Raw genomic sequence first — 13661 nt, forward strand, 5'->3', positions numbered from 1 at the left:
CCCCCCGCGTGCCGGCGGTCGGTTTGACATTGGTCAAGGGGGAGGCAGGGACCGCCTGCGACGGGATGTCGCATATGGCACCCAGCCGACCGCCACCACCCAGGCCACGGGCAGCGCGCGCACGGCATCCAGGTGGATGTCCCGTCCGGGAGGCATCGATGGGCGTGATGAACGCGGCATGCGTACTCAGCTCATGACGCGTTGTCACAAAGAAATCGCCAGGGCTTCACGGCCGATTGATCGCATGCGGGGCTATTGTCCTCCTGAGCCTCTCGCTGACGTCCCCCACGTTCTGCGTCGACTTCCCTCTCCGCTTAAGCGCCCGTCCGGGCGCCGTTGGCGTCCGTCTGCCTGAACACTTCCGAGATCATCGCCATGGCCCGCGTCGTCCAGTCCGCTTCACCCGTTGCGACGCCTCCCGGTGCATCTGTACCAATCGGGACCCGCCGGGGCCACTCACAGCCGTTGAAGTTGCCGGAACTGGTACAGCGCGTGCTGTTTGTCGCGACCGAAATGGCCGACTTCGTCAAGGCGGGAGGCCTGGGCGATGTGGCCGCGGCCCTGCCACGCGCGGTGCGCGGCGCGTGTGATTCGCGCGTGCTGCTTCCCGGCTACCCGGAGGTGCTGCAGCGCCTGCCGCAGCTGCGGGCGGTGGGGCAGGTCAGCCAAAGAGCCGGCCTGCCTGCGTGCACCATCGGCATGGCGGTGCAGGCCGACGGCCTGCCGATCTACGTGCTGCTCTCGCCTGAGCTGTATGAGCGGGAAGGCTCGCCCTACGTGGATGGGCAGGGACAGGAGTGGAAGGACAACGCGGTTCGCTTCGCCACGCTGTCACACGCGGCTGCGGAGATTGCGGCCGGGCGTGCCGGGCTGGACTGGTCACCGCAGCTGCTGCACCTGAATGACTGGCCGGTGGCCATGGCCGCCGCCTACGTGCGTTGGGACCGGACGGCCGTGCCGACGCTGCTGACGATCCACAACCTGGCTTACCAGGGCCTGTTCCCGTATGCGCTTGCGCCGGTGCTGGGCGTACCGGCCGCGCACCTGGATGAACTGCACTTCCACGGACAGATGTCATTCCTGCAGGGCGGCATCACCAATGCCACGCGGCTGAACACAGTCAGCCTGCGCTATGCACAGCAGATCACCGCCCCGGATGATGGATGCGGACTGCATGACCTGCTGGCCCGGCGCGCCGCCGGCGGTCACCTGAGCGGCATCGTCAACGGCATCGACGCCAGCTGGGATCCGCGACGCGACATCCACCTAAAGGCGCACTTCGGCATCGGCGAATGGACCGGACGCGCGACCAACGCACATGCGGTGCGCAGGGCGTTCGGCCTGGCGCCCTCGACCGGCCCGCTGTTCGCGGTGGTTTCCCGCCTGGTGCACCAGAAGGGCCTGGACATCACCTGTGACGTGGCGCCACAGATCGTCGCGGCCGGGGGGCAGCTGGTGGTCATCGGCGGCGGCGAGCCGCAGGTGGAAGCACAGGTGCAGGCGCTGGCCCGGCGCTACCCGGGCCGGGTGGGCGCATTCATCGGGTTCGAGGAAGCGCTGGCGCGCCAGATGTTCGCCGGCGCGGACTTCCTGCTTATGCCTTCGCGTTTTGAACCCTGCGGGCTCAGCCAGATGTACGCGCAGCGCTTCGGCTGCCTGCCGGTCGCGCATGCGACGGGCGGGCTGGTGGACACCGTCGAGGATGGCGTGACCGGTTTCCTGTTCCACGGTGCCAATGCCGATGGCCTGCGCCGCTGCGTGGAGCGGGCGATGCGCACCTTCCGTCTGCCAGGCCTGCTGCAGGCCATGCGCCGCGCCGCCATGCTGCGGCCGGGCGGCTGGGATGCGGCCGGGCGAGCCTATCTGGCGCTGTACCAGCAGACCTGCCAGGTGGCCGCATGAGCCACGACAGCGCGCATCTGGCGGCCCTTGAGGACGACACCACCGCAGACACAGCACTGGATCACCGCATCGCGCCGGCGCTGGAGGACCTCGTCCATGCCCGCCCGGCAGATGCATTTGCCTGGCTTGGCCCGCACCGCCAGCGCGAGGGTGAACGGCGGTTGCGCGTGCTGGTGCCGCACGCGCAGCGCGTCGAGGTGATCGGAGAGGACGGGCGACGCTGGGATCTGCACCCGGGCCCCTTGCCCGGCCTGTTCGAGGGCGCCGCCGGTGAAGCGGCGGTGCCGCTGCTTGCCCTGCATTTCGAGCAGGGTGTGGAGCAGGTGCACGATGCCTATGCCTTCGGCCCGCTGCTGGACGAGGCGCTGCTGCAACGCTTCCATGCCGGTGATGCCGATGCGGCGCGCCAGCTGGGCGCGGTCCCGATGCAGGTGCAGGGGATCGCCGGCGTGCGCTTCGCGGTGTGGGCGCCCAATGCGCGGCGGGTCGCCGTGGTCGGCGATTTCAACGGATGGGATGGCCGACGCCATCCGATGCGGCTGCGCCATGCGGCTGGCGTGTGGGAACTGTTCCTGCCCGACGTGCAGGCGGGTGCCCGCTACAAGTTCCGCATTGTCGGGGCTGATGGCCAGGTGATGCCCGACAAGTTCGACCCGATGGCGCGCTGGGCCGAACTGCCACCGGCCACCGCCTCACGCGTGCCTTCGGCGGCGCCGATGCAGTGGCATGACGAGGGTTGGAGGGCGGCCCGGCGCCAAGCGGGCGCCGGCGCGCCGCTGTCCATCTACGAGGTACATGCGGGCTCCTGGCAGCGCGGCGATGATGGCGCACCGCTGGACTGGGATGCGCTGGCCGACCGGCTGATTCCGTACGTGGCCGGACTCGGCTTCACCCACATCGAACTGCTGCCGGTCAGCGAGCATCCCTTCGGCGGTTCCTGGGGCTATCAGCCGCTGGGGATCTACGCACCGACGGCACGCCATGGGACGCCGCACGCCTTTGCGCGCTTCGTGGATCGCTGTCACCAGGCCGGAGTGGGGGTGATCGTGGACTGGGTGAGCGCACACTTCCCCAACGACGCGCATGGCCTGGCCGGTTTCGACGGAACCGCGTTGTACGAGCATGCCGACCCGCGCGAAGGGGTGCACGCCGACTGGGACACGCTGATCTACAACTATGGCCGCAACGAAGTGGCCGCTTACCTGATCGGTAGTGCCTTGGAGTGGGTGGAGCGGTTCCACATTGACGGACTGCGCGTGGACGCAGTGGCGTCCATGCTGTACCGGGATTACAGCCGTGCTGACGGTGAGTGGATACCCAACGAGCAGGGCGGGCGAGAGAACCTGCAGGCGGTCGCCTTCCTGAGGCGGATGAACCAGACCCTGCGTGAGCGCTTCCCGGACGTGTTGGTGATTGCCGAGGAATCCACCGCGTGGCCGGGGGTGACCGCGCCGGTGGAGGAGGGCGGGCTTGGCTTCACCCACAAATGGAACATGGGCTGGATGCACGACACCCTGCAGTACCTGGGGCGCGATCCTGTCCATCGCCAGCATCACCACAGCGAGATCAGCTTCGGCCTGGTCTACGCCTTCTCCGAACGCTTCGTGCTTCCGCTGTCGCATGACGAGGTGGTGCATGGCAAGGGCGCGCTGCTGGCCAAGATGGCAGGCGAACCGGCGCAGCGGCTGGCCCAGCTTCGTGCGTATTACGGCTTCATGTGGGCGCACCCGGGCAGCAAACTGCTGTTCATGGGCGGCGAGTTCGGCCAGGGACATGAGTGGTCGCACGATGCAGCACTGGACTGGGAACAGGCGACCAGCAGTGAGGGCCGGGGCCTGTCGCGTCTGGTGGGCGACCTCAATGCCGTCCTCCGCTCCGAACCCGCGCTGCATCGTGACGAGCGCGATGAACGCGGTTTCGACTGGAGCGTGGCCGATGACAGCCGCAACAGCGTGTATGCCTTCATCCGCCGGGATCCTGCCGGCAGCGGCCGCACCCTGCTGGTGGTGAGCAACTTCACCCCGGTGCTGCGCGAGGGTTACCGGGTTGGCGTGCCGCAACCGGGGCGCTGGACGGAACGCCTCAACACCGACAGCGCGCATTACAACGGCGGCAATGCGGGCAACCTCGGAGCGGTGCAGACCGAGCCAAGGCCGATGCATGGCCACGCCCAGTCGCTGCGGCTGACCCTGCCGCCGCTGTCCACGCTGTACCTGCAGGTTGATGCATGACCACAGCGTCCCCGCGTCTGGGCGCTTGGCGTGCGGCCGGTGAGGGGGTGGAGTTCCGTGTGTGGGCGCCGGACGCGGACACGATGACGCTGTGCCTGCAGGGCGCGCTGCGGCCGATGCAACGCGAGCCGGACGGTTGCCACTGGCTGCGGACACAGGCATCGCATGGCGACCGGTACCGGTTCCGCCTCCCTTCAGGCCAGGACGTGCCAGATCCGGCCTCGCGCTGGCAGCCGGACGGCGTCGATGGCGACAGCGCCGTGGTGCTGGACACCGGCAGGGCGCAGGCCACGTGGCAGGGGCCCGCCTGGCAGGACCTGGTCATCTGTGAGGTGCACATCGAGGCAGGCGGCGGCCTCGCTGCACTGACCGCGCAGCTGCCGATGCTGGCCGCAACGGGCATCACCGCCATCGAGCTGATGCCGGTTGCGCAGTTTCCCGGCCGGCGCAACTGGGGCTACGACGGTGTGTTCCCCTACGCACCGGCCCATGTCTACGGCGGGCCGGCAGCGCTGAAGGCTTTCATCGACGCGGCGCATGATGCCGGACTGTCGGTGCTGCTGGATGTGGTCTACAACCACTTCGGACCGCAGGGCAACCCTCTGCGTGACTACGCGCGGGCGTTCTTCCGTGACGATCGCAGCACCCCCTGGGGTGAGGCGATCGACTTCCGCCAGCCCTGGGTGCGGCGCTTCTTCATCGACAATGCGCTGATGTGGTTGCGCGACTATGGCTTCGATGGGCTGCGCCTGGACGCGGTACACGCCATCGACGATGACCGCTTCCTGCAGCAGCTGGCCGATGAGGTGCGCGCGGAGGTGCCGCACGCGCACCTGGTGCTGGAGAACGAACGCAACCAGGCGCGGTGGCTGCGCGGTGCCTATCAGGGGCAATGGAACGACGACTTCCACAACGCGCTGCACGTGATGCTGACCGGCGAGCAGGAAGGCTATTACGCGGCCTACGCCGGTCGCGCCGACGCGCTGCTGGCCCGGTGCCTGGCAGAAGGATTCGCCTGGCAGGGTGAACCTGATCTGGGCGGCCATCCCCGCGGCGAACCCAGCAGTGACCTGTCGCCCGCGCGTTTCGTTGTATTCGCGCAGAACCACGACCAGGTGGGCAACCGTGCCTTCGGCGAGCGCCTGTCGATGCTGGTGGATCCGGCGCGGCTGCGCGCGGCACTGGCGCTGACCCTGCTGACGCCGATGATCCCGCTGCTGTTCATGGGGGAACCGTGGCAGGCGCGGTCGCCGTTCCTGTTCTTCACCGACTATGCGCCGCCGCTGGACGAGGCGGTGCGCGAGGGACGTCGCCGCGAGTTTTCCGGCTTCAGTGCCTTCGCCGATGCCGCCTCGCGTGCGCGTATTCCGGACCCGAACGATCCGGCCACCCTGCAGGTCTCGTACACGCCGCCGCCCGGCGATGATCCCTGGTCGCAGCAATGGCTGCGTTGCACAGGCGGGTTTTTGGCCCTGCGCAGACGCTATCTGCAGCCCGGCCTGCTGCAGGCCCGGTCGCTGGGTGCGCGGGTGCTTGGCGAGGGGGCGGTGCAGGCGGGTTGGCAGCTGCCATCGGGCCAATGGTGGATCGCGATCAATGTGGGCCCACGGCCCGTGGCGCATGCGGTGCCGGCCGGCGAGCGCGTTGTGGGTCCCGACGTTGCCGGTGTGCTGCCGGCAGGCGGCAGTGTTGTTGCGTGCTGGGTGGCGGCATGAGGACGGATACATCGGTTCGGGACGCCGCACGCCGGGCAGGTCTCCTGGAGCGCTGGACCGACGTGGCCGGCGTCGAGCGCGAAGTCGCGCCGGACGTGCTTCGCGCGGTGCTGGAAGGGCTGCACTGCGATGGTGCGCCGGTGCGCGCCCGCTTGCTCACCGCCTGCTGTGGCCAGGTACTGGTAATGCCGGAGGCGACGGGGGCGGCGTGCTGGGTGGATGAACAGGGGCGCGAGCTGCCAGCACGGCCTGATGCGCAGGGGCGCTGGCGAGTTCCGGATCAACCGGGCTATTGGCAGTGGCGCCGGGGCGGGCGGCAACAGGCGGTCGCGGTGGCGCCGCCGCGAGCCTGGTGGCCACCGCGCATGCTGCGCGGTTGGGGTCTGTCGGCGCAGGTCTACAGTCTGCGCGCCCGCGGCGATGCAGGCATCGGTGACAGCGCCGGCTGCACACGGTGGCGTGAGCTGCTGCATCGGCATGGAGGCGATGCACTGGCATTGAGTCCGCTGCACGCCGGCTTGCCACCCGGCCCGGGCTACAGCCCCTATTCGCCCAGTGACCGGCGCTGGCTCGATCCGCTGCAGGTATCTCTTCCGCAGGTGCTGCCGGAGGCTGCCGACAGCGTGCTGCGCCAGGACGAGGCACTGGCGATGGCAATTGATGCCGCCACCGCTGCACGCCGCATCGACTGGCCGCACTCGGCGGCATTGAAGTGGCGCTGGCTGCGACAGGTGCGCCACTGGCTGCGGCAGCAGGCACCGGCGCAGTGCGAGCAGATCGAGACCTGGTGCGATGCGCAGGGCGAACCGCTGCTGCACTATTGCCAGCACGCCGCCGACGGGATCACCGGGAGCGCCGACGACCATGCATTTGCGCAGTGGCTGGCGCAGCAGGGCTGGGTGCAGGTGCACGCGGCGCTGCGCAGTGATGGCGCGTCGATCGGATTGATTGCCGATCTGGCCGTGGGCTGTGCGCCGCAGGGCGTCGAGGCTCGTACCGGTGGCGCCGATCTGCTGCAGGGGCTTGAACTGGGTGCGCCGCCGGATGCGTTCAATCCGCTCGGCCAGGCCTGGGGCATCACCAGCTGGTCACCGTTGGCGTTGCACCGCGAGGGCTTTGCACCGTTCATCCGCGTACTGCGCGCCGTGATGGCCGGTCGCGGCGGCCTGCGCATCGACCACATCCTCGGCCTGCAGCGGCTGTGGGTGTTGCCTCACGGCGCTGGCGCTGGCGCCGGGCAGGGCGTGTACCTGCGCTATCCATTCGATGACCTGATCAATCTGCTGGTGCTGGAATCGTGGCGGCATCGCTGCGTGCTGATCGGTGAAGACCTGGGGGTGGTGCCGCCGGGCATCCGCCAGCGGCTGGCAGCCCGGGGCATCCTGGGTATCGAGGTGCTGCAGTTCGCCCGCAACGGCGAGCGCTTCCTGCCGCCGCCGCGGTGGCGCCGCGATGCGGCGGCCATGCCGTCCACCCATGACCTGCCACCACTGGCCGGCTGGCTGCGCGGGCGCGACCTGCGCTGGCGTGCCCGCCTGGGTGAGCTGGAGGACCTGCCGGCAGCACTGCGCGCGCGCGCGCGGGACGTGCAGGCGCTGGCCACGGTCTGCGGTGGTGACGGCGCGACCGTGGAGGACGGAGCGCTGTCACTGGTTGCCCATGCAGCGTCGCGGCTGGCGCTGCTGCCATTGGAAGATGTGCTGGGCAGCCGTGCGCAGGTGAACCTGCCAGGCACCGTCAGCGGCCATCCGAACTGGCGACGGCGGTTGCCGCTGGCGTGGGACGGTGCCGCCGCCGATGCGCGCCTGGCGCGCCTGAGCAGCACGCGCCGCAGGGCAGGGCGATGACGAGGTTGCGTGCCACCGCGCGCCTGCAGGTGCATGCAGGCTTCGACCTGGAGGCGGCCGCAGCGCAGGTGCCGTATTACGCCGCACTGGGCGTCAGTCACCTTTACCTGTCGCCGATCGCGGTTGCGGTGCCGGGGTCCACACATGGCTACGATGGCATCGACCCGGCCAGCATCAATCCGCAGCTGGGCGGCGAAGCGGCCTTCCGCCAGCTGGCCACCGCGGCGCGCTCACACGGCCTGGGTCTGATCCTGGACATCGTGCCCAACCATCTGGCGGCATCCCCGCACAGCCACTGGTGGAGCGATGTGCTGATGCACGGGCGTCGAAGCCGCCACGCGGGCTGGTTCGACATCGACTGGGAGGCGCCGGGCTGCGAAGGCCGGCTATGGTTGCCGGTGCTGGACCGGCCACTGCACGATGCCGTGCGCGACGGCGTACTGCGGGTGGGGGTGGACGATGAGCGGCCAGGGTTGCGCCATCATGGGCTGGTCCTGCCGTTGTCGCCGCGCAGTCATCCCCTGGACGCCGCGCAGTGGCCGGCGTGGGCCGAACGCTGCAACCGCAGCGTCGAGCGGTTGCAGGCACTGCTGCAGCGGCAGCACTACCGGCTGGCGTGGTGGCGCACGGCAGGCGATCAGGTGAACTACCGGCGCTTCTTCGATATCAACGAACTGGCCGCGCTGCGGGTGGAGCGCGACGAGGTGTTCGAAGCGGTGCATGCGCTGCCGCTGCGGCTGGTGCGTGAGGGCTGGGTGGATGGCCTGCGCATCGACCATGTGGACGGCCTGTCGTCGCCCGGCACCTATCTGCAGCGCCTGCGCGAAGCGATCAACGCTGCCTGCGCGGCCGGGAGCCGTGATCCGGAGGCGGTGACTCTGCACGTCGAGAAGATACTGGCCGAGGGCGAGCAGCTGCCCGAGGGGTGGGCCTGCGACGGGACCACCGGCTATGACTTCATGGACCAGGCTGGCGCGTGGCTGCACGATCCGGCAGCGGCGCCCGCGCTCTCACGCGCCTGGAAGGCGGCGAGCGGCGACACGCGCGACTTTGACCAGATACAGCAGGACGCGCGCGGGATGCTGCTGCGCCAGTCGCTTCACACCGACTTCCAGCGCCTGCTGCGCAATGCGCAGCAGGTTCTGCAGCCCCGGCTGGCCGAGGCCGACATCGGTACGGCCGCCCTGGCGCGCGCGCTGGCCGCGCTGCTGCGGCACTACCGCACCTATCGCCCGTATTCGCTGCGTGACGCGGGTGAGCGGAAGGCATTGGTCGCCGCTGCTGCCGCCGCGCGAGCCGCGCTGGACGGTGCCGGACGGGCGGCACTGGACCTGCTGCTGCAGGCACTTCCCGGCCAGCCACCGGCTGAAAGCGAGCTGCGCGTGCGATTCGGGCAGCTGGCCGCGCCGTTGAACGCCAAGTCGGTGGAGGATACCGGCTTCTATCGTTACTTCAGACTGCTCTCACGCAACGAAGTCGGCAGTGATCCGCAGCGGCTGGGCATGCAGGGACGCGAGCTGCTGCAGCATGCAGCGCGGCGCCTGCGACGCCATCCCGAGGCACTGCTTGCGCTGGCGACCCACGATCACAAGCGGGGCAGCGACAGCCGGGCGCGGCTGGCGGTGCTCAGCACCTGCACGGCGGAGTGGCGGGATGCTGCACGGCGCTGGAGCCGGATGGCCGCCAAGGCCGGCATGCCGCTGCCGTTGCCGGGCGCCGAAGCGTATGCGCTGTGGCAGGCGCTGGTGGCGGCGTGGCCGATGCAGGGCGCCCCCGGTGCCGACTTCGCATCGAGGATGGCGGACTGGCTGACCAAGGCCCTGCGCGAGGGCAAACGGATCAGCAACTGGTCCGATCCCGATGTGGCAGTGGAGGACGCCGCTGCGCAGTGGCTGCACGCGCTGCTGGAGGGAGCACCCTTGCTGCCGGTGCGCGAGGCGCTGGCGACCTTCGTGGCCCGCATCGCGCCGGCGGGCGCCTGCAATGGATTGGCACAGCTGTGCCTGCAGCACTGCCTGCCCGGTGTGCCTGACCTCTATCAAGGCGGCGAAGGCTGGGACCTGAGCCTGGTGGACCCGGACAACCGCCGGGCCGTGGACTATCCGGCGCGGCAGGCATGGCTGCGGGACACGCGCTCCTGGCCCGCGCTGCTGCAGGACTGGCGGGACGGCGGCATCAAGGCATTCCTGCTGCGGCAGCTGCTGGATTGCCGCCGCAGGCACCCGCACCTTTTCCTGTACGGCGAGCTGCAGCCGCTGTCCGCGCCTGCGCGCTCGCCCTGGCTGGCGTTCGTGCGCAGGCACCAGATGCAGGTGCTGCTGGTGATCGTGCAGCGCGGCTCGCCCGTCGCCGTGCCCGGGCCCGGCCTGAACGTTGCGCGTGGCGTCGCCACCGGCCCAACGCTGCGCGGGCTTCCGGCAGGACGCATGCGCAACCTCCTGGACGGACGCATCGAACATTTCAATGAAACCGCGGATGCAGCACGGCTTCTGGCTGGCAGCCCGCTGGCGGTATGGATCAACGAGGAGACGGGTAGGGATGGACAGCAGGGAACGACGGCAGCGGATTGAGGCTTTGGCCCACCAGATATGGGAAGCGGAAGGGCGCCCGGACGACCAGCAGCAGCGGCACTGGCACATGGCCGAGCGGCTGGTGGAGGCCGAGATTGCCGCGGCGCGTGGCGAGGAGGACTGCGATGGCGAGCCGTAAGTGGGCACAGACCTCGCGCGTGCGCGAAGGCCGGCCGTTCCCGCTGGGTGCAACCTGGGACGGGCTGGGCGTGAACTTCGCGCTGTACTCGCGGCATGCCACCCGGGTCGAACTCTGCCTGTTCGACGCGCGCAACCGCGAGGTGGAGCGCATCGCGCTGCCCGAGTACACCAATGAGATCTGGCACGGCTACCTGCCCGATGTAAGGCCCGGGCAGCGCTACGGTTACCGGGTGCACGGTCCGTATGCGCCGGAGGAAGGGCATCGCTTCAATCCCAACAAGCTGCTGCTGGACCCTTACGCCAAGCAGATCGTCGGCGAGCTGAAGTGGGCGCCCCACCTGTTCGGCTACACCCTGGGCCATCGCGATGGCGATCTCAGTTTCGACCGCCGCGACAGCGCCAGCTACATGCCACGCTGCGCCGTGATCGATCCGGCGTTCAGCTGGGGTGTCGAGCGTGCACCCGAAACGGCCTGGGACAGGACCGTGATCTACGAAGCGCACGTGCGCGGCTTGACCATGCAGCATCCTGATGTCCCGCAGGCCGAGCGCGGCACCTTCTCTGCACTGCGGCATGATGCGGTGGTGGACCACCTGAGCCATCTGGGTGTGACCGCCATCGAGCTGCTGCCCGTGCACGCCTACGTGGACGACCAGCAGCTGCTCGAGCGTGGGCTGCGCAACTACTGGGGGTACAACACCATCGGCTTCTTCGCCCCGCAACCGCGTTACCTGTCGATGGGCACCGTGGCCGAGTTTAAGCAGATGGTCGCGCGGCTGCACAATGCCGGCATCGAAGTGATCCTGGACGTGGTCTACAACCACACCGCCGAGGGCAACGAGCTGGGCCCCACGCTGTCGTTCAAGGGCATCGACAATGCCAGCTACTACCGATTGGCCGATGATCGCCGCTATTACATCAACGACACCGGCACCGGCAACACGTTCGACCTGACCAATGCCGGCGCGCTGCGCATGGTGATGGACTCGCTGCGCTACTGGGTGACCGAGATGCGGGTAGACGGTTTCCGCTTCGACCTGGCGACCATTCTTGGCCGTGAGCGCCATGGCTTCGACGCCTCGGGCAGCTTCCTCGATGCGGTACGCCAGGACCCGATCCTGAGCCAGGTGAAGCTGATCGCCGAGCCCTGGGACATCGGCCCGGGCGGCTACCAGCTGGGCCAGTTCCCGCCGGGTTGGGCGGAATGGAACGACCGCTTCCGCGATACAGTGCGCGCGCTGTGGCGTGGCGATGGCGGGCAGCTGCCGGAGTTCGCCACCCGTTTCACCGGCTCGGCCGACCTGTTCGAACACCACGGCAGGCGGCCGTCGGCCAGCATCAACCTGGTAACGGCACACGACGGGTTCACCCTGCACGATCTGGTGAGCTACAACGACCGCCACAACGAGGCCAACGGCGAGGACAACCGCGATGGCCATTCGCACAATCTTTCCAGCAACCACGGTGTGGAGGGCGACACCGATGATCCGGCGATCCTCTCGTTGCGTGCACGGCAGATGCGCAACCTGCTGGCCACGCTGCTGCTGTCGCAGGGCACGCCCATGCTGCTGGCCGGCGACGAGTTCGGCCATTCGCAGCAGGGCAACAACAACGCGTACTGCCAGGACAACCCGCTGAGCTGGATCGACTGGGAGCGTGCCTCGCAGCCGGCGGCGCAGGCGCAGGTGGCATTCGTGCGGCGTGCACTATCGCTGCGCCGGCGCTATGGCCTGCTGCGCAGGAACCGGTTCCTGCGCGGTGAATACGATGAAGCGCTGGGCCTGCGCGATATCGACTGGCGGCATCCGGACGGCCGCAGCATGGAGGAGGCGGACTGGCACGACCCCGAACTGCGCGCGCTGCTGATTGTGCTGGACGGTCGAAGCCCCGACAGCGGCCTGCGTGAGCCCGGGCGGCATGTCAGCCTCGCCCTGCTGTTGAATGCCGGAGACCAGCCGCAGCGGTTCCGCGTATCGGATCAGGCGCTGTCGTTCCGGCGCGTACTGCTGCAGACCGACGAGGCGCCGCTGGAGCAGGACGGCACCGGCGACTGGACCCTGCCGCCGCGCAGCCTGTGCCTGCTCGCGGCCAGCAGCGCCTGATTGCAGCGCGCCCGCTCGGCGCGAAGACCGATCGGCAGCGCCGGGTCCCGCCCGGCCTGCCGTGAATCAGCCCAGCAGATGGCGCAGCAACCCGGCCGAGACCACGCCGATCAGCACGGTCGGCAGCATCGACAGCCGGGTGGCGGCCAGCAGGGTGATGGCCAGCGCAGCCAGATCGGCGGGCTTGTCGGCAACGAAATCCGGGGCGATCACCGAGATCAGCACGCAGCCCGGCGCGGCCTCCATGACCGTCACCGCACGCTTGCCGAGGGTGCGGTTGCGCAGGGCCAGGAAGCCGATGATGCGGGTGAGGTAGGTAACGGCTGCCATCAGCACGATGGTGAGCAGCGAGCTCCACTGGATCATGCCGCGTCCTCCGCCAGCAGCCAGGCGGCCACCAGCCCGGCCAGCGCACCGCTGGCGACGTACCAGGCGCCCGGAACCAGCAGATGGGTGCCTGCGGCCACCAGCAGGCTGACCAGCCAGGGCCGCGCTGCGCGCAGGCCCTGCCACATGCCACGCAGCAGTACCAGGAACACCGCGGGGAAGGCCATGTCGAATCCATAGGCATGGATGTCGCCCAGCAGCGGGCCGGCGATCGCCCCCAGCGTCGTGCAGGTCACCCAGACCCCATACAGGCCGGCCGAGGTGCCCAGGTAGTAGGCGAGGCTGAAACCGTGCATGCGCCGCCGCGCGTCGGCGACACCCAGGGCCCAGCTTTCGTCGCACATGAAGAACAACGCCGGCAGCGTACGACGGCGTGGCAGGTGCTGCAGCAGCGGTGCCAGGCTGGCCCCCATCAACAGATGGCGACTGTTGACCAGCGCGGTGATCGCTACGATGAGCGCGATGTGCGGAGGTGACGTCCACAGCTCGATGGCGGCGAACTCCGAGCCGCCGGCGAAGTTGAGCCCGGTCATGAGCGGTACTTCAAGCGCCGACAGGCCCTTCTGCGCAGCCTGTGCACCGAGCACCAGGGCGAAGGGAACGAAGCCGATCATCACCGGCACGGCAGCGCGCAGGCCGCGCAGGAACTCGGCGCGGGGCGTGACGTGGCAGGGGGCGTCAGGCGGAAGGAGGGAGGGTTGGGCGTCCATGTAGCGGAAGCGAGTGAGGGGGGCTTCATCCTAGCGGCGACGGCACGAAATCGGGT

Annotated in this window: 9 protein-coding genes; 7 read left to right on the forward strand and 2 right to left on the reverse strand. The window is 69.2% G+C overall.

Annotation, left to right across the window (positions count from 1 at the left end; translation table 11 throughout):
* The first annotated feature begins 375 nt into the window (after positions 1-375).
* From glgA to glgX, 7 genes are read left to right on the forward strand one after another with little or no spacing between them, the layout of a single operon-like run.
* Positions 376-1902, forward strand: coding sequence for a glycogen synthase GlgA (gene glgA / locus ACVOMM_RS01400; RefSeq protein WP_081284459.1), 1527 nt, complete (start codon positions 376-378; stop codon positions 1900-1902).
* Complete coding sequence (locus ACVOMM_RS01405) at positions 1899-4133, forward strand: 1,4-alpha-glucan branching enzyme (protein ID WP_481525789.1); 2235 nt, start codon at positions 1899-1901, stop codon at positions 4131-4133. The genes glgA and ACVOMM_RS01405 overlap by 4 nt, the downstream gene beginning before the upstream one ends.
* Positions 4130-5848: a malto-oligosyltrehalose trehalohydrolase gene (treZ, locus tag ACVOMM_RS01410; protein ID WP_128988267.1), complete on the forward strand. Its 1719-nt coding sequence runs from the start codon at positions 4130-4132 to the stop codon at positions 5846-5848. The genes ACVOMM_RS01405 and treZ overlap by 4 nt, the downstream gene beginning before the upstream one ends.
* Positions 5845-7695 (forward strand): 4-alpha-glucanotransferase, encoded by a 1851-nt coding sequence (locus ACVOMM_RS01415; protein ID WP_481525790.1) that lies wholly within the window; start codon positions 5845-5847, stop codon positions 7693-7695. Before treZ ends, ACVOMM_RS01415 begins: the two co-directional genes overlap by 4 nt.
* A complete protein-coding gene (treY, locus tag ACVOMM_RS01420; RefSeq protein WP_481525791.1) occupies positions 7692-10265 on the forward strand; it encodes a malto-oligosyltrehalose synthase in 2574 nt (857 codons plus the stop codon). The genes ACVOMM_RS01415 and treY overlap by 4 nt, the downstream gene beginning before the upstream one ends.
* The gene (locus tag ACVOMM_RS01425) at positions 10234-10404 is read left to right on the forward strand and encodes a DUF2934 domain-containing protein (protein ID WP_481525792.1); all 171 of its coding nucleotides are present in this window, start codon (positions 10234-10236) and stop codon (positions 10402-10404) included. Before treY ends, ACVOMM_RS01425 begins: the two co-directional genes overlap by 32 nt.
* Entirely contained in the window at positions 10391-12508 is a 2118-nt protein-coding gene (gene glgX, locus ACVOMM_RS01430; protein WP_065176123.1) for a glycogen debranching protein GlgX, read from the forward strand. The genes ACVOMM_RS01425 and glgX overlap by 14 nt, the downstream gene beginning before the upstream one ends.
* Positions 12509-12574: 66 nt before the next feature.
* On the opposite strand, the gene ACVOMM_RS01435 is transcribed toward glgX, so the two are convergent.
* Positions 12575-12874 (reverse strand): AzlD family protein, encoded by a 300-nt coding sequence (locus tag ACVOMM_RS01435; RefSeq protein ID WP_053516356.1) that lies wholly within the window; start codon positions 12872-12874, stop codon positions 12575-12577.
* Positions 12871-13605 (reverse strand): AzlC family ABC transporter permease, encoded by a 735-nt coding sequence (locus ACVOMM_RS01440; RefSeq protein WP_065176122.1) that lies wholly within the window; start codon positions 13603-13605, stop codon positions 12871-12873. The genes ACVOMM_RS01435 and ACVOMM_RS01440 overlap by 4 nt, the downstream gene beginning before the upstream one ends.
* Positions 13606-13661 lie beyond the last annotated feature (56 nt).

The organism is Stenotrophomonas sp. STEN009, from assembly GCF_056760395.1.

What these genes read in the sequence shown, in the direction of transcription:
- glgA (WP_081284459.1), top strand. Translation starts at nt 376, where the DNA reads ATGGCCCGCGTCGTCCAGTCCGCTTCACCCGTTGCGACGCCTCCCGGT.
- ACVOMM_RS01405 (WP_481525789.1), top strand. Translation starts at nt 1,899, where the DNA reads ATGAGCCACGACAGCGCGCATCTGGCGGCCCTTGAGGACGACACCACC.
- treZ (WP_128988267.1), top strand. Translation starts at nt 4,130, where the DNA reads ATGACCACAGCGTCCCCGCGTCTGGGCGCTTGGCGTGCGGCCGGTGAG.
- ACVOMM_RS01415 (WP_481525790.1), top strand. Translation starts at nt 5,845, where the DNA reads ATGAGGACGGATACATCGGTTCGGGACGCCGCACGCCGGGCAGGTCTC.
- treY (WP_481525791.1), top strand. Translation starts at nt 7,692, where the DNA reads ATGACGAGGTTGCGTGCCACCGCGCGCCTGCAGGTGCATGCAGGCTTC.
- ACVOMM_RS01425 (WP_481525792.1), top strand. Translation starts at nt 10,234, where the DNA reads ATGGACAGCAGGGAACGACGGCAGCGGATTGAGGCTTTGGCCCACCAG.
- glgX (WP_065176123.1), top strand. Translation starts at nt 10,391, where the DNA reads ATGGCGAGCCGTAAGTGGGCACAGACCTCGCGCGTGCGCGAAGGCCGG.
- ACVOMM_RS01435 (WP_053516356.1), bottom strand. Translation starts at nt 12,874, where the DNA reads ATGATCCAGTGGAGCTCGCTGCTCACCATCGTGCTGATGGCAGCCGTT.
- ACVOMM_RS01440 (WP_065176122.1), bottom strand. Translation starts at nt 13,605, where the DNA reads ATGGACGCCCAACCCTCCCTCCTTCCGCCTGACGCCCCCTGCCACGTC.